Origin of the sequence: Bosea vestrisii, from assembly GCF_030144325.1 — a bacterium.
GTDB classification, from domain to species: Bacteria; Pseudomonadota; Alphaproteobacteria; order Rhizobiales; family Beijerinckiaceae; genus Allobosea; species Allobosea vestrisii_A.
Map to the genome: position 1 here is coordinate 859,160 of NZ_CP126307.1, position 15,711 is coordinate 874,870.

Here is a 15,711-nt window from a genome sequence, read left to right on the forward strand (position 1 = left end):
CAACGCCATGGCCTCATCCGGAATGGGCGGGCCCCCACCCCTGCCCCTCTCCCACACGGGAGGGGGGTTCCCCGCGCCTCTCATTGTAAAAGGACCACTCAAGCGCCCGTCTCGGTCATGAACACCTTCTGGGCCACGACCCATTTGCCGTCGACCTTCAGGAAGGACAGCAGGTCGGTGAAATAGCGCGGCGGCATCTGGCACTTGACCTTGACCAGCGCCATGGACGGCCCGATCAGGTCGACCGCCAGGACGTGGTCGCCGCGCTCCAGCCCGGTCTCCTTCGGCGATTTGCGCCCCCGCACCGCCTCGAACCATTGCTCGCGCGGCACAACCTTGAGCTCGCCGTCCTGCGACTGCGTCAGCGCGCTGGTCGGATGGAAGACCGAGCCGAGTTTTTCGACATCGCCCTCATAGAGCCCGTCGAGATAGGTCCGGGTCGCGGCCTCGATCGCCTTGATGTCGTCGTTCATCGCTTGCTCCGTCATGCTCGGGCTTGTCCCGAGCATCCACGCCTTGCGACGCGGATGAGGGGAAAGACGTGGGTGGTCGGCGCAAGGCCGACCATGACGGCGCGCTACCCCCGCGCCGCCTGCTTGGCCTGGTCGAGCAGTTCGCTCACCTTCGAGCCCTGCATCGCCTGGATATCGTCCTGGTATTTGAGCAGCGCCCCCAGCGTGTCGGAGACGATCGCCGGATCGAGCGCCACTGCATCGAGCTCGACCAAGGCGCTCGCCCAGTCGAGCGTCTCGGCAACGCCCGGCGCCTTGAACAGCTCCTCCTTGCGGATCGCCTGCACGAAGGAGACGACCTGCTTGGCGAGCTTGGCTGGTGCGCCCGGCGCTTTTGCCTTCAGGATGGCGAGCTCGCGGGCTGCATCGGGATAACCGACCCAGTGATAGAGGCAGCGGCGCTTCAGCGCGTCGTGGATCTCGCGGGTGCGGTTCGAGGTCAGGATCACGATCGGCGGCTCGGCCGCCTTGATCGTCCCTAGCTCGGGGATCGTCACCTGCGCATCGGCCAGCACTTCGAGCAGGAACGCCTCGAAGGCCTCGTCGGTACGGTCGAGCTCGTCGATCAGCAGGATCGGCGCCCCGCCCTCCTGCGGTTCCAGCGCCTGCAGCAGCGGGCGCTTGACGAGATAACGCTCCGAGAACAGGTCGCTCTCCAGCCGCTCGCGATCGCCGGCGACGCCTCCGGCCTCGGCGAGGCGGATCGCCATCATCTGGCCGGCATAGTTCCACTCGTAGACGGCCGAGGCGAGGTCGAGCCCCTCATAGCATTGCAGGCGGATCAGCCGGCGGCCGAGCCCCATGCTGAGCACCTTGGCGATCTCGGTCTTGCCGGTGCCGGCCTCGCCTTCGAGCAGCAGCGGCCGCTTCATCCTGAGCGCCAGGAAGAGCACGGTCGCCAGCGCCCGGTCGGCGACATAGCCTTGTGCCTGCAGCAGAGAGAGCGTGGCGTCGATCGAGGTCGGAATGCGCGATGAGGTCAGCATGAACGAGGTCTAGCGCGGCGACGGCAGCGACGGAAGTCGCGCCGGTGCAAGGCGCTCTGCTGTCATGATCGGGACGGACTTCAAGCCTACCATCATGCCCTCACGGAGGAGACGCCAATGACCATCCAGGATCTGGCCACGGATTTCGTTACCCTGCTGAAGGAGGGCAAGCATGATCAGGCAGCCACGGCCTACAATGCCGATGACATCGCCAGCTACGAGAACATGCCGGGGCCGATGGCCGAGTGCCACGGCAAGGACGCGGTGAAGGGCAAGGGCGAGTGGTGGGTCGCCAATCACGAGGTCCACGAGTTCACCACCGAAGGCCCCTATCTCAATGGCGACCAGTTCGCCGTGCACTTCTACTTCGACGTCACCGTCAAGGAGAGCGGCGAGCGCCGCAAGATGCACGAGATCGGGCTCTACACGGTGAAGGATGGCAAGATCGTCGAGGAGCGGTTCTTTTATTGAACCCAATCGTCATTCCCGGGCAGAGCAAAGTGCAGACCCGGGATTCTCATGACGCGAGGACGCTGGTCAGCGTCCTCTCCGGCCTGAGATGCTCGGGTCAAGCCCGAGCATGACGCGCTGCAGCTGGCTCACGCCTTCCCCGTCGCCTGCGCCACCGCCTGCTTCGCCATCACACCGATCAGATGGGCGCGATACTCGGCGTCCGCATGGATGTCGCCATTGATGCCCTTGGCCGTGTGCTTGAGGCCATCGAGCGATTTCGCGGCAAAGCGTGCCTTCAGCGCGGCCTCCGCTTCCGGCCAGCGGAAGACGCCGCCCTCGCCCGCTCCCGTCACCGCAACCGCAATCTCGCTGCCGCGCTTGGCGACGAAGACGCCGACCAGCGCATAGCGCGAGGCCGGATTGCGGAACTTGGCATAGCCTGCCTTGGAAGTGGCCGGGAACGAGACCTTGACGATGATCTCGCCCTCATCCAGCGCCGTTTCGTAGAGGCCGCTGAAGAACTCCTCGGCCGGCAGCTTGCGCTTGTTGGTCACCACCGTCGCGCCGAGCGCCAGCAGCGCCGCCGGGTAGTCGGCCGCCGGGTCGTTGTTGGCGACCGAGCCGCCGATCGTGCCGCGATGGCGCACATGCGGATCGCCGATATGGCTGGCGAGGTAGGCGAGCGCCGGGATCGCCTCCTGCACCTCAGGCGAGGCGGCGACTTCGGCATGGGTCGTCATCGCGCCGATCACGAGGTTGCGGCCCTTGCGGGCGATACCCTTGAGGTCGGCACAGGAGGAGAGGTCGACCAGCGCGCCGGGCGAGGCCAGGCGCTGCTTCATCGTCGGCAGGAGCGTATGGCCGCCGGCGAGCAGCTTGGCGTCCTCCTTCTTGGCGAGGAGGCTGGCGGCCTGTCGCGCGGTCGCCGGGCGGTGATAGGTGAAGGCGTACATCGTCTCGTCCTTTCAGATCACTCGGCAGCCATGCGGCTGAGCGTTTTCTGCGCCGCGCGCCAGACCGCCTGCGGCGTCGCCGGCATGGCGATCTCCTCATGGCCGAGCGCGTCGGTGATGGCGTTGATGACTGCGGGCGGCGAGGCGATGGCGCCGGCCTCGCCGCAGCCCTTGATACCCAGCGGGTTCGACGGGCACGGCGTCACCGTCATGCCGACCTCGAAGGACGGCAGATCGTCGGCGCGCGGCATGCAGTAGTCCATGAAGCTCGCGGTGACGAGTTGCCCGTCGGTGTTGTAGCGGGCGCCTTCGAGCAGCGCCTGGCCGACGCCCTGGGCTATTCCGCCATGGACCTGGCCCTCGACGATCATCGGATTGATGACATTGCCGAAATCGTCGACCGCGGCCCAGCGCTCGATCCTGGTGATGCCGGTGTCAGGATCGATCTCGAGCTCGCAGATGTGGACGCCGGCCGGGAAGGTGAAGTTGGTCGGGTCGTAGAACGCCCCCTCCTTCAAGCCCGGCTCGAGATCCTGGCCGTTGAACTTGTGCGCGACATAGGCCTGCAGAGCGCAGGAGCCGAAATCGAGCGTCCGGTCGGTGCCCTTGACGGTGAAGTTGCCGTCCTTGAAGTCGATATCGGCCTCGTCGGCCTCGAGCACATAGGCCGCGACCTTCTTGCCCTTGGCGATCACCTTGTCGATCGCCTTGAAGATCGCCGACATGCCGACCGCACCCGAGCGCGAGCCATAGGTGCCCATGCCCATCTGCACCTTGTCGGTGTCGCCATGGATGATCGAGACGTTCTCCAGGGGAACGCCGAGCCGGTCGGAGACGAGCTGGGCGAAGGTGGTCTCATGGCCCTGGCCATGGCTGTGCGAGCCGGTCAGTACCTCGACCGTGCCGATCGGATTGACCCGGACCTCGGCCGATTCCCACAAGCCGACGCCGGCGCCGAGCGAGCCGACCGCCGCGGACGGGGCAATGCCGCAGGCCTCGATATAGGCGGAGAAGCCGATGCCGCGCAGCTTGCCATTGCGGGCGGAGTCGCGGCGGCGCTTCGGAAAGCCTTTGTAATCAATGATCTCCATCGCCTTCTTCAGCGAGGCGCCGTAATTGCCGGTGTCGTACATCATGATCACCGGCGTCTGGTGCGGGAACTTCCTGATGAAGTTCTGCGTCCGGAACTTGGCCGGGTCCTTGCCGAGCTGGCGCGCCGCGACCTCGACCAGGCGCTCGACCACGAAGGTCGCCTCCGGCCGGCCGGCGCCCCTGTAGGCATCGACCGGGGCGGTATTGGTGTAGACCGCATCGACCTCGCAATAGATCGCCGGAATATCGTACTGGCCCGACAGCAGCGGCGCGTAGAGATAGGTCGGCACCGAGGACGAGAAGGTCGAGAGATAGGCGCCGAGATTGGCGGTGGTGTGCACCCGCATCGCCAGCATCTTGCCGTCGGCGTCCATAGCGAGTTCGGCATGGGTGACATGGTCGCGGCCATGCGCGTCGGAGAGGAAGGCCTCGGTCCGGTCCGAGGTCCATTTCACCGGCCGGCCGACCTTCTTCGCCGCCCAGACGCAGACCGTCTCCTCGGCATAGATGAAGATCTTCGAGCCGAAACCTCCGCCGACATCCGGCGCGATCACCCTTAGCTTGTTCTCCGGCGCGATGCCGATGAAGGCCGAGAGCACGAGCCGCGCCACATGCGGGTTCTGGCTGGTCGTATAGAGCGTGAAGGCGCCCTCGCCCTGGTCGTAATCGCCGACCGCGGCGCGCGGCTCCATCGGGTTCGGCACCAGCCGGTTGTTGACGATGTCGAGCTTGGTGACGTGCTTGGCCGCCTTGAAGGCCGCCTCGGTCGCAGCTTTATCGCCGAGATGCCAGTTGAACACCGTATTGCCCGGCGCCTCGGCATGAACCTGCGTCTTCGCCTTGACCGCACTCGCGGTGTCGACCACCGCCGGCAGCACGCCATAGTCGACGACGATCGCCTCGGCCGCATCGCGCGCCTGCGCCAACGTCTCGGCGACGACGACCGCGATGTGGTCGCCGACATAGCGGACCTTGCCTTGGGCGAGCGCCGGATGCGGGCCGGCCTTCATTGGCGAGCCGTCCTTGGAGTGGATCATCCAGCCGCAGATCAGCCCGCCGACCTTGTCGGCGGTAAGATCATCGCCGGTGAAGATGCCGAGCACGCCCGGCATCGCCGCAGCGGTCTTGGTGTCGATTGTCTTCAGCGTCGCATGCGCATGCGGCGAGCGCAGGAAGTAGGCATGGGCCTGGCCCGGCCGATTGATGTCATCGGTATAACGGCCCTGGCCGGTGATGAAGCGGTGGTCTTCCTTGCGGCGGACGGGAGCGCCGATTCCGGTGGCGGACATGGATTCCTCCTGGCGTGGCGCCTCTTGGCGGGCGCTATCAGCATGTTTCGGGGATCACATCGGAAGAAGGCCACGCCGGTCTCGACCGAGCGCAGCCGCGATAAACTGCTATTCGGCAGCCTGCCGAACCGGGGCAGCCCCCTTGCCCATCGCCTCGGCGCCGGCAGCGACCGCCTTGACGATGTTGTGGTAGCCGGTGCAGCGGCAGATATTGCCGTCGAGGTCCTCGCGGATCGTCTTCTCGTCGAGGCTGTTGCCGCGCCGGTTCACGATATCGACCGCCGACATGATCATGCCTGGCGTGCAGAAGCCGCATTGCAGGCCGTGATGCTCGCGGAAGGCTTCCTGCATCGGGTGCAGGGTGCCGCCATTGGCCAAGCCCTCGATCGTGGTCACCGAGGCGCCCTCGCAGGACAGTGCCAGGGTGGTGCAGGCCTTCACCGCCTTGCCATCGAGATGAACGACGCAGGCGCCGCACTGGCTGGTGTCGCAGCCGACATGCGTGCCGGTCAGTCTGAGATTCTCGCGCAGGAACTGCACTAGGAGGGTGCGCGGATCGACAGTCGCGGTGACGGCCTTGCCGTTCACCGTCATGGACAGATTGGCCATGGGGCACTCCTCCGAAAGCCTGTTTTCCGGCGCGGCCCACGACATCTCGAAGGACCGCGCGATTCGCTCGCCAGCTCATCACAAGCCAACGAAGAATTTCCTTGGAACAACTTCAAAAAGCAGTGTGGACCCGGGATTTTCCGCGGTCAAGCGGGCTACCACCTTGAAGGCGAGCCCGTTTGGCGGCGTTTTTGCAGGGTTTTGATGATCCACATGCAAAAACCAGACTCGGTAGGGTCGCAGCCGACGAGCGCACCCTTTGCGGAATCTTAACCACGCATGCCCAACATCGCCCGTTGGAATGACGATCTCCGATCGTCGCGCTCACGGATGGCGCGGTTGGCCACGATCCTCGAACACGTCCAGCGTCGCCTGACCGCGATCGGCTTCGATGAGCGCCAGCGTCAGCGCCTGCGCCGCTATCGTGCCCTCGTCGATCGCGTCATCGTCGATATCGTCGAGCAGGATTTCGCCCGTGCTTTCGCCATCCATCCGATGCTGAAGCTGGCGGTCGAACCGGTCGCAGCCGAGCTTTTCGCCGCGGAAGCCGCCCATTTTCGCCTGCTGTTCGAGGGTGATTTCGACCAAGGCTATTGCGACTCGCTCGAACGGCTCACCCTATTGGAACGGCACGGCCAGGTCGGCGCCCGCGCCCGCGCCTCGATCGCCTTCACCCTTTTCCGGATGGTCCTGGAGGAGAGCCGGACGCGGCTCGTCTTCTCGCGGCGCGACATCCCGCGCGACCTCTTCACCATCGAGCGGGTGCTGACCTATGACGTCAACACCGCGATGTCGCTCGACCGCGAATTCGAGGCGGCGGAAGCGCGTCGCCGCGGGGTCGCGCTCGACGAGGTCGCGGCGACGCTGACCTCGCGCATCGGCAAGCTCGATACCGCGATCAGCAACGCGGTCGAGCTGTTCGTCGACACGGCCGGCGAGACTTCGGCGGCAACCAGCTTCATCAAGGACCAGGTAGGCTCCGTCGCCCAGACCTCGCTGCTGGTGCGGGAGAAGGCGATGCAGACCGCGGCGGCGACCGAGGAGATGTCGGCGAACATCGCCGAGATCGGCCAGCGCGCCCGCCAGAGCCTCGAGATCGCCAATCGCGCCGTTGCCGATGCGCAGGCGATGGACGGCGCAATCGCGCGGCTGCGCGACGTCACCCGCAGCATCGAGACCGTGGTCGGCATGATCGCCGATATCGCCGCGCAGACCAATCTGCTCGCTCTCAACGCCACCATCGAGGCGGCTCGTGCTGGTGAATCCGGCCGCGGCTTTGCCGTGGTTGCGGCGGAAGTGAAGTCGCTGGCGACGCAGACGGCGTCGGCCACGCAGGAGATCGCGACGCAGATCGCCGAGCTCTCGGCGAGCGCCGAAGCCTGCAGCGTCCGCGCCACTTCGATCGGCACGACGATCGGCGAGATCAAGTCGGATTCCGAGGCGATCTCGGATGCCGTCGCCCAGCAGAGCAGCGTCACCGGCGGCATCGCCCGGCACGCCGCCGAGGTCGCGCACGGTTCGGACGAGGCGATCGACAGCGCGAACCGCGTCAACGACAGTCTCGGCAAGACCGAGAAGGCGCTGGAACGCGCCAATGCCGCGGCCGCCGACATCGCGCTTCAGGTCGGCGCGGCGGAAGCCACCGTCAGCGAGGCCCTCGCCGCACTGCGCAAGGCCTCGTGAGCGTCAGCCTTCGCTGACCGCCTTGGCGAAATTGGCGAAGAACTCATCGGCCAGCTTCTTCGAGACCGAATCGATCAGGCGCGAGCCGAGCTGCATCAGCTTGCCGCCGACCTGCGCCTCGACCTCGTAGCGCAGCACGGTCTGCCCGTCCTCGGCATCGTCCAGCATGACCTTGGCGCCGCCCTTGGCGAAGCCGGCGATACCGCCCTCGCCCTCGCCGACGATGCGGTAGCCGTTCGGCGGGTCGAGGTCCTGCAGCTCGACCTTGCCTTTGAAGGTCGCCTTGACCGGCCCGAGTTTGACCTTCACCACTGCCGAGAAATGCGTGTCGTCGTCCTTGGCGAGCTGTTCGCAGCCGGGGATGCAGGCCTTCAGCACCTCGGCGTCGTTGAGCTTCTCCCAGACCACCTGCTTGGCCGCGGGCAGCGTCACCTCGCCGTTCATCGTCATCGCCATGGCGTCGCTCCTCACCGTGCTCCGGGGTTCTCGGCGCATGTTGCAGGCCGGCCCACCTCGGGTCTATCCAAGTTCATCTAATCCATGGCCGCAAAGTATCGGTGCGCACAAGAGGACGAAGCTGGGATGTGGGTTGCAGCGACCGCTCCGCACGAAGGCGCGTCCGGACATGGCTGATGGCGGCCTCTATGGCGAACTCTTCGCCGATCATGAGATGGCGGCGCTGCTCGACGATCGCGCCGCGCTGCAGGGCATGCTCGATTTCGAGGCCGCCCTCGCCCGGGCCGAGGCAGAAGCCGGTGTCATTCCCGCTACCGCCGTCGAGGCGATCGCGGCGCAGTGCAACGTCGAGCTCTACGACATCGCCGTGATCGGCAAGGCCGCGACGCTCGCCGGCAATCCGGCGATCCCGCTGGTCAAGGCGTTGACGGCCCGCGTCGCGGCGGTTGATGCCGAAGCGGCGAAATGGGTGCATTACGGCGCGACCAGCCAGGACGTGATCGATTCAGGCCAAGCCCAGCAATATAGCGCTGCCTGGGAATTGCTGCTGGCGCGCTCCGCACGCCTCGCCCATGCGCTCGCCGGACTCGTAAGAGAGCATCGCCGCACGCCGATGATCGGCCGCACCTTCCTCCAGCATGCGGTTCCGATCTCCTTCGGGCTCAAGGCCGCCAACTGGCTCGCCCCCATCGTCTCCTTCCACGACGATTTCATGATTTGGGGCCAAGCCGCGCATCAGCTCGGCGGCGCCGCCGGCAGCCTTGCCTCGCTCGGCGACAAGGCCGATGCCGTGTCGGAAGCCTTCGCCCGCACCATGCCGTCGATCGGCGCAGTCCGCGTGCCTTGGCACAGCGAGCGCCGGCGGCCGGCCCGGATCGCGACCGAGCTCGGCCTGCTTCTCGGCCATCTTGGCAAGATGGCGCAGGACATCGCCTTGATGGCGCAGACCGAGATCGGCGAGCTCGCCGAGCCGGAAGCGCCCGGAAAAGGCGGCTCCTCGGCCATGCCGCACAAGCGCAATCCGGTGCTGTGCACGCTGATCCTCGCTGCGGGCAAGCGTACGCCGGGACTAGTCGCGACCATGCTCGCCGCCATGCCGCAGGAGCACGAGCGCGCCATGGGCGGCTGGCACGCCGAATGGCCGACATTGCGCGAGCTTTTCCTGATCGCCGGCTCCGCCCTGAACCAGGCGGTCACGCTGATCGAAGGGCTCCAGGTCTTCCCCGAGCAGATGCAGTACAATCTCGACCTGACCAACGGGCTCGTCATGGCCGAACGCGTCTCGCTCGCGCTCGCGCAGACGATCGGCCGCGGCGAGGCCCATCATCTGCTCGAGGAGGCTAGCCGCGACTGCCTCGCCAGCGGGCGCCATCTCAAGGATGTCCTGGCCGACCACCCTGCGCTCGCCGGCAAGCTGTCGCCCGAAGAGCTCGACGACCTGTTCGATCCCACGACCTATCGCGGCGCGACCGACGCCATCATCGACCGCATCCTGGTGCTCTACGAGGAAGAGCGGGAATATATGAGCGGCAGCGGCTGAATTTCGCCGAAGAGCGCGCGATCACTGCCGGCGTGCGTGACGACGGCAGTGCCATCATCGAAGCCCTGAGAGATGGCTTCAGACGCCGCCGAAGCGGCGATGGCGATAGACCAGCCCCGGCCCGGAGCCGCCGCCACCGAGCGCCACCACCTGGCCGATCAAGATACGATGTGTCGCGACGCGGTGCACCGCCGCCACCCGGCAGTCAAAGCTGGCGAGCGCACTCGCCAGTGCGGGAGCGCCGGTCGAAAGCTCGCCCCATTCCCCAACGCCGAAGCGGTCCTCCCCCGTCAGGCCGCGCCGACCGGAGAAGACGAAGGCGAGCTCGTGGTCGGCCGCCGCCAGCGTGTTGATGCAGAAGATACCGCTTTCCTCGATCACGGCCAGCGTTCGGCTGGCAGCCTCGATGCAGACGAGCACGGTCGGCGGCGCATCCGAGACGGAGGCGACGGCCGTCGCAGTCAGCCCGGCGCGCCCGGCCGGGCCGAGCGTCGTCACGATATGAGCGGCGCTCGCAACCTCAGCCATCGCCTCGCGGAAGGCCTTAGCTTCGGGGCGCGACGCGCGTAAGGCGGCATCGACCATGTTGTTCATCGCCCAACTCTGCGCGAGGATACTGCGCTTTATCTAAGCGCGCAGGGGTAAAAGGCCAGTTTCAGCAATTGTCGACTTACGGGCCGTTCCTCGCGCAGGGTTAAGATATATCATACTGCCAGTGAGAGCCGGCTCACTCGCGTCGCAGCGCGGCCAGCAATCCCGCGCGCAAGTGGCGCATAAGCGCATCGCTCGCTTCTGCGGCGGCGCCCGGCTCAGCCGCGACCAGCGCCTGGGCAAGGGTGACATGGTGGGTCGCGGCCGGCACAAGGTCGATCTGCCGGTCGAAGAAGTACCAGGCCCGGCGGATCAGCGCCTGCAGCGGCTCAACGGCGCGACTGGCATACGGGCTGCGCGCCGCAGCCGCGACCAGCGTGTCGAGCTCCTTGTCGAGCCGCATATAGGCGTTGACGTCGTCCGCCTGCGCCGCCTCGCGCATCGCCCGTGCCTTGGCGAGGATGGCGCTGCGCTCGGCCGGCCCGGCACGCTTCGCCGCCTCGGTTGCGATCAGGCGCTCCAGCACTTCGCGGGCATCGAGCGCCGCCATCACGTCGATCGCGTCGATCGCCGTGACGACAACCCCCTTGCGCGGCAGAATCTCGACCAGCCCCTGCTGCGCCAGCCTGATCAGCGCCTCGCGCACCGGCGTGCGGCCGACCCCGACGAGCTCGATCATCTGCGCTTCGGTCAGCACCGCGCCCGGCCGCAGGGACAGGGTCACGATCGCCTCTTCGAGACGCCGGTAAGCCAGATCGGACAGGCTGACGATGGCGCGAACGCTGATCGCATCCTCACCGGAAACGCGGGCATCCTCGGTCATGGGCGGCACCAGCGATGCTTGACGCACCGGATGCCATTGATATATCAGAACTTTCAACAAGACCGCAAGGCAGGCAAGCCGGCCGACCAGTGGTTAAGACCCGCGAATGGAGCCGCCATGGCGTTCGCCTGCACGATCCCCGCCGTCGCCACGCTCCAGCAGGACGACGACACGGTCCGGATCACGCGCTGGGATTTCGAGCCGGGCGCGGTGACCGGCTGGCACAGCCATGGCTGGCCCTATTTCGTGATCATGCTGATCGCTGGCACCTTGCGCATCCATGACGGAGCCAAGGAGACCGACGTGCCGCTGGCACAGGGCCAGGCCTATATGCGCCAGGCTGGCATCCAGCACGACGTGATGAACGGCTCAGCCCATCCGATCGCCTTCGTCGAGATCGAGGTGAAGCAGCCGTCGGCGCTCAAACTGCTGCCCAACCCCCTGCCCACCACATGAAGATCGCGATCATCGGCGCCGGCATCGTCGGCACGGCCACCGCCCACGCTTTGCTCGACGAGGGCCACGAGGTCCTGATCCTCGACAAGGAGGGGCCGGCCTTCGGCCCGTCGCGCGGCAATGCCGGCATCATCGCGCATACCGACGTGCTGCCGATCGCCAGCCCGAACATGCTGCGCAAGGTGCCGGGCTTCCTGCTCGACCCGCTCGGCCCTCTCGCGATCCGCCTCGGCTATCTGCCGCAATTGCTGCCCTGGCTGGCGCGCTTTCTGCTCGCGGCCCGCCCCGCCGCCTATGAGCGCTCGATCGCCGGAATCATCGCCATCCAGCAACTGGCGCTGCCAGCCTGGCTGGCGCGCGCCGAAAGAGCCGGGATCAGCAACCATATCCACCGCCGCGGCGCGCTCTATACCTTTCGCGATGCGGGTGATACCGCCGGCCTCGAAGATCTCGCCCGGCGCCAGCGCGCCGCCGGCATCGCCGTCGACATGCTCCGGCCGCAGGAACTGCGCCAGATGGAGCCGGCGCTGAAGGACTGCTTCGCCGGCGCGGCCTTCCACCCCGACGCAGCCCATATCAGCGATCCGCTCGCCCTTACCATGGCGCTATACGAATCGGCGCTGGCGCGCGGCGCCACCTTCGAGAAGGCCGAGGTCAGCAACATCTCGCTGGCCGAGCGCCCTGCCCTGATCGGCCCAGATGGCTGGCAGCGCGTCGTCGATCGCGTCGTCGTCGCGGCCGGCGCCTGGTCGAAGCCGCTGGCGGCGGCGATGGGTGACAACATCCCGCTCGACACCGAGCGCGGCTACAATGTCAGCTTCCCGGGTGTCACCGGCCTGACCGGCCGTCCGGTCGGCTTCAAGGACCACGGCTTCGTCATGACGCCTCTCGAAAGCGGCCTGCGCATCGGCGGAGCGGTTGAGTTCGGTGGCCTGCAGGCGCCGCCGAACCATGCCCGCACCAAGGCGCTCTACGACAAGGCGGCGACGCTGGTGGACGGGCTGCCGGCCTTCGACAGCGGCAAACTCTGGATGGGCTTCCGGCCGTCGCTGCCGGATTCGCTGCCGGTGATCGGCAAGGCAAGCCGCAACCCCAATGTCGTCTATGCCTTCGGTCACGGCCATTACGGCATGACCCAATCGACCGCGACGGCCGATCTCGTCGCCGCGCTGATCGCCGGCCGCCCGTCCACGATCGACCTCAGCCATTTCAGCCCGCAGCGCTTCTGAAAGGACCGCACTGGCGCTAGGCTTGAATCAGTTCTTCAAACGGCTGAATCGGCATCCCAGCCGCCAGAGACAACGCCATGATCCGACTCGGCTTTGTGTTTCTCCTAGCCTTCAGCGTCACCGGTTGCGCCGGCCTCCCGCAACAAGCCTGTGCGCCCGGCCAGCAGGCCATGCTGAGCGCCGAACTGCTCTTCGGCCGCAAAATCGGCGACCGCGTCGGCGTGAGCGAAGCCGCCTTCCGCAGCTTCGTCGACGCGGAGGTGACACCGCGCTTCCCCGACGGCCTCACCATCCTCGACGCCAGCGGGCAGTATCACGACCGCCAAAACAGCAGGCTCATCCGCGAGCCGAGCAAGCTCGTCCTGATCGCAACCCCTGACGAGACCGAAAATCGCGAGAAGCTCGCCGCCGTCGCCGAGGCCTACAAGCGCCGCTTCGACCAGCAATCGGTCGGGCTGATCCTCAAGCCGGCCTGCGCCTCGTTCTAACGTTAGGTCCGTCTGGCGGAGAAAAGCGGAAACCTTGCTACGAAAAGACCGCGCCAGCTCAGTGGCGTAGCCGCCGTTGCTCAACTAGCCTGACGCAAAGGCATAGAAATGCCGATCAGGGGAAACGTGCATGCAGGCCTCGATTCTGACTGACCTGCTGTTACCGCTCGCCATCGGTATCGTCATGTTCGGACTGGGACTGAGCCTGACGATCGCGGACTTCCGCCGCGTCGCGCGCTATCCGCTCGCCGTCGGCTTCGGCCTTTTCCTCCAGGTCGTGCTCCTGCCACTCGCTGCCTTCGCGATCGCGATCTGGCTGAAGCTTTCGCCCGATCATGCCGTCGGCTTGATGCTGCTCGCGGCCGCGCCGGGCGGAGCGACAGCCAATATCTACAGTCACCTCGCCCGCGGCGACGTCGCGCTCAACATCACCCTGACGGCAGTCAATAGCCTGCTCTGCCTGCTGACGCTGCCGATCGTGCTCGATCTCTCGCTCGACTATTTCCTGGGTGCCGGCCAGTACGTGCCGCCGCCGCACCGCAAGGTTGTCGAGGTCGCCGCCATCATCCTGATCCCGGTCGCCATCGGCATGCTGCTCCGGGCGAAGGCTGAGCACTTCGCGCTCCGCGCCGAGAAGCCGATCAAGATCTTCTCGATCCTCGTGCTCGTCGCCCTGATCGCCATCGCGATCTACATGGAGCGCAAGGCGCTGCTGCCGAGCCTGATCGCGGTCGGCGGCGCTTGCCTCGCCTTCAACCTCGTCAGCATGCTGGCCGGCTATCTCGCCCCGCTGGCGCTGCGCCTGCCGAAGGGGCAAGCGGTGGCGATCGCCATGGAGATCGGCATCCACAATGCCGCTCTGGCGATTTTCATCGCGCTCAACGTGCTGCGCAACCCGGCCGCGGCCGTGGTGCCCGGCATCTACAGCCTGGTGATGTACGTGACCGCTTCGGCCTTCGCAGTCTGGCTGCTGCGACGCCGCAAGAGCAATTTCGCAAATGCCTGAGCACGGCAACCCATAAGCCCTCATCCTGAGGAGCAGCCAAAGGCTGCGTCTCGAAGGATGCTTCAGGAGGCTCCGGAGACAGCCTGACCATCCTTCGAGACGCGATCCTGCGGATCGCTCCTCAGGATGAGGACTGAGAAAGCGGGCTCAGCCGAAGCGCGCCGGCGCGAACGGCGTCGGGTCGACGAAGACCTTCTGGCCGCTCACCATCTCTGCGACCATGCGCCCGGTCACCGCCGCCAGCGTCAGCCCATGATGGGCGTGGCCGAAGGAGAACCACAGGTTCCTGTGCTTCGGCGCCGGGCCGATGATCGGCATCATGTCCGGCGTGCACGGCCGGTTGCCGAGCCACGGCTCGGCATCGAGCCGCTCGCCGAGCGGGAACAGGGTCTTGGCGATCGGCTCGGCGCGGGCGAGCTGCACCGGCGTCTTCGGCGCGTCCCGATTGGCGAACTCGGCGCCGGTGGTGAGGCGCACGCCCTGGCGCATCGGCGCCAGGAAATAGCCGCGTTCGGTGTCGAGCACCGGGTGGTTCAGCACGGCATTGCCAAGCGGCTTGTAGTGCATGTGGTAGCCGCGCTTGACCGCGAGCGGCAGGTGATAGCCGAGCTGGCGGGTCAGCACGTCGGCCCAGGGGCCGAGGGCCACGACCACGTCCATGCCGAGGGCCTTGGTGCCGTCCGCCAGCGTCACGCTCCAGCGATCGCCGTCCTGCGCCAGCGTTCCAGCATCGCCTTGCGCGACACGCCCGCCAAGCTTTTCGAACAGCGCGAGATAGGCCTTGGACAGGCCGAGCGGATCGATCACCGTCACCGGGTCGGTCCAGTGCAGGCCGCCAATCAGGCTTTGGTCGAGATGCGGCTCCTCGGCCCGCAATTCGGCGGCGTCGAGCGCGCGATGGTTCAGGCCGTAATCGCGCTTCCAGCGCGCCGCTTCCGCCAGCCGGGTCTCCTGCTCGAAGGGCGTGCGGAAAACCTTCATCCAGCCCTTGCGGCGCAAGAGATCGGTCGCGCCCGCTTCCTGCGCAAGCGCGTCATGCTCGGTGACGCAGTGCTCGATCAGAGTCGCGTATTTGTGGGCGATCGCCTCGTGCTGAGAGGCGCGCGAATGCATCCAGTACGACCACAGGAAGGGCGCGAGCTTCGGGATCGCATTCCAATGATAATGCGCATCGATGGTGTTGTTCATCGCGTAGCGGATGAGCGCACCGAAATCATGCGGGAAGCCGTAGGGGTAGACGCCCTCGCGCTGGATCAGCCCGGCATTGCCATAGCTGGTTTCACCGCCCGGCTGGCCGCGATCGACCAGCAGCACCGAGCGGCCGGCCTTCTGCAGATGCAGCGCCACCGAAATCCCGACGATGCCCGCCCCAAGAACGATCGCGTCCGTACGCATCCAACCTGTCTCCGCCAGCCTTCCCCTCCTGCAAGAATAGCGCCGGCCGCAGCGCTGTCAGCTCTTGTGTGGAATATTGCGGCATATCCGGCAAAGTTTCGTAGCTCCTGCCACACTTGCTGCGATGTAGCGGGAACTGCGAGCATCCAC

The 15,711-nt window shown here is 66.5% G+C and carries 17 protein-coding genes; 8 read left to right on the top strand and 9 right to left on the bottom strand.

What is annotated here, in order from left to right:
- Window positions 1-98: 98 nt before the first annotated feature.
- Together QO058_RS04200 and QO058_RS04205 are read right to left on the bottom strand one after the other, a co-directional pair.
- Entirely contained in the window at window positions 99-473 is a 375-nt protein-coding gene (locus QO058_RS04200) for a nuclear transport factor 2 family protein (RefSeq protein WP_284170532.1), read from the bottom strand.
- A 104-nt stretch (window positions 474-577) separates the two neighbouring features.
- Window positions 578-1,498, bottom strand: a complete 921-nt coding sequence (locus QO058_RS04205; RefSeq protein ID WP_284170533.1) for an AAA family ATPase — start codon at window positions 1,496-1,498, stop codon at window positions 578-580.
- Between the two features lie 117 nt (window positions 1,499-1,615).
- Between QO058_RS04205 and QO058_RS04210 the strand changes: the two genes are divergently transcribed.
- The gene (locus tag QO058_RS04210; protein ID WP_284170534.1) at window positions 1,616-1,969 is read left to right on the top strand and encodes a nuclear transport factor 2 family protein; all 354 of its coding nucleotides are present in this window, start codon (window positions 1,616-1,618) and stop codon (window positions 1,967-1,969) included.
- 128 nt (window positions 1,970-2,097) lie between these two features.
- Here the strand turns inward: QO058_RS04210 and QO058_RS04215 are convergent, their stop codons facing one another.
- The 3 genes from QO058_RS04215 to QO058_RS04225 form a co-directional block, all read right to left on the bottom strand.
- Window positions 2,098-2,904 carry an FAD binding domain-containing protein gene (locus QO058_RS04215; RefSeq protein ID WP_284170535.1) on the bottom strand — a complete coding sequence of 269 codons (807 nt, stop codon included), beginning with the start codon at window positions 2,902-2,904 and terminating at the stop codon, window positions 2,098-2,100.
- Between the two features lie 17 nt (window positions 2,905-2,921).
- Window positions 2,922-5,285: a xanthine dehydrogenase family protein molybdopterin-binding subunit gene (locus QO058_RS04220; RefSeq protein WP_284170537.1), complete on the bottom strand. Its 2,364-nt coding sequence runs from the start codon at window positions 5,283-5,285 to the stop codon at window positions 2,922-2,924.
- 108 nt (window positions 5,286-5,393) lie between these two features.
- Entirely contained in the window at window positions 5,394-5,894 is a 501-nt protein-coding gene (locus QO058_RS04225) for a (2Fe-2S)-binding protein (RefSeq protein ID WP_284170538.1), read from the bottom strand.
- Between QO058_RS04225 and QO058_RS04230 the strand changes: the two genes are divergently transcribed.
- The gene (locus tag QO058_RS04230; RefSeq protein WP_284170540.1) at window positions 5,893-6,099 is read left to right on the top strand and encodes a hypothetical protein; all 207 of its coding nucleotides are present in this window, start codon (window positions 5,893-5,895) and stop codon (window positions 6,097-6,099) included. The two genes, QO058_RS04225 and QO058_RS04230, sit on opposite strands and share 2 nt — an antisense overlap.
- A 134-nt stretch (window positions 6,100-6,233) precedes the next feature.
- Window positions 6,234-7,577 carry a methyl-accepting chemotaxis protein gene (locus QO058_RS04235; RefSeq protein WP_284170542.1) on the top strand — a complete coding sequence of 448 codons (1,344 nt, stop codon included), beginning with the start codon at window positions 6,234-6,236 and terminating at the stop codon, window positions 7,575-7,577.
- A gap of 3 nt (window positions 7,578-7,580) precedes the next feature.
- Here the strand turns inward: QO058_RS04235 and QO058_RS04240 are convergent, their stop codons facing one another.
- Entirely contained in the window at window positions 7,581-8,033 is a 453-nt protein-coding gene (locus tag QO058_RS04240) for a CoxG family protein (protein WP_284170543.1), read from the bottom strand.
- A gap of 169 nt (window positions 8,034-8,202) precedes the next feature.
- On the opposite strand from QO058_RS04240, the gene pcaB reads away from it, so the two are divergent.
- Window positions 8,203-9,573, top strand: a complete 1,371-nt coding sequence (gene pcaB / locus QO058_RS04245; RefSeq protein ID WP_284170544.1) for a 3-carboxy-cis,cis-muconate cycloisomerase — start codon at window positions 8,203-8,205, stop codon at window positions 9,571-9,573.
- Window positions 9,574-9,651: 78 nt separating this feature from the next.
- On the opposite strand, the gene QO058_RS04250 is transcribed toward pcaB, so the two are convergent.
- Together QO058_RS04250 and QO058_RS04255 are read right to left on the bottom strand one after the other, a co-directional pair.
- Entirely contained in the window at window positions 9,652-10,167 is a 516-nt protein-coding gene (locus QO058_RS04250; protein WP_284170545.1) for a flavin reductase, read from the bottom strand.
- A gap of 133 nt (window positions 10,168-10,300) precedes the next feature.
- Entirely contained in the window at window positions 10,301-10,987 is a 687-nt protein-coding gene (locus QO058_RS04255; protein WP_284170546.1) for a GntR family transcriptional regulator, read from the bottom strand.
- Between the two features lie 117 nt (window positions 10,988-11,104).
- Here QO058_RS04255 and QO058_RS04260 point away from each other — a divergent pair, with 117 nt between their 5' ends.
- From QO058_RS04260 to QO058_RS04275, 4 genes are all read left to right on the top strand, one after another.
- Window positions 11,105-11,443: a cupin domain-containing protein gene (locus QO058_RS04260; protein ID WP_284170547.1), complete on the top strand. Its 339-nt coding sequence runs from the start codon at window positions 11,105-11,107 to the stop codon at window positions 11,441-11,443.
- Window positions 11,440-12,672, top strand: coding sequence for an FAD-binding oxidoreductase (locus tag QO058_RS04265; protein ID WP_284170549.1), 1,233 nt, complete (start codon window positions 11,440-11,442; stop codon window positions 12,670-12,672). The genes QO058_RS04260 and QO058_RS04265 overlap by 4 nt, the downstream gene beginning before the upstream one ends.
- Before the next feature lie 77 nt (window positions 12,673-12,749).
- On the top strand, window positions 12,750-13,160 hold the full coding sequence (locus QO058_RS04270; RefSeq protein WP_284170550.1) for a DUF3574 domain-containing protein: 411 nt from the start codon (window positions 12,750-12,752) through the stop codon (window positions 13,158-13,160).
- A 130-nt stretch (window positions 13,161-13,290) separates the two neighbouring features.
- The gene (locus QO058_RS04275; RefSeq protein WP_284170551.1) at window positions 13,291-14,166 is read left to right on the top strand and encodes a bile acid:sodium symporter family protein; all 876 of its coding nucleotides are present in this window, start codon (window positions 13,291-13,293) and stop codon (window positions 14,164-14,166) included.
- Between the two features lie 147 nt (window positions 14,167-14,313).
- Here the strand turns inward: QO058_RS04275 and QO058_RS04280 are convergent, their stop codons facing one another.
- Entirely contained in the window at window positions 14,314-15,561 is a 1,248-nt protein-coding gene (locus QO058_RS04280; RefSeq protein WP_284170553.1) for an NAD(P)/FAD-dependent oxidoreductase, read from the bottom strand.
- Between the last annotated feature and the right edge of the window lie 150 nt (window positions 15,562-15,711).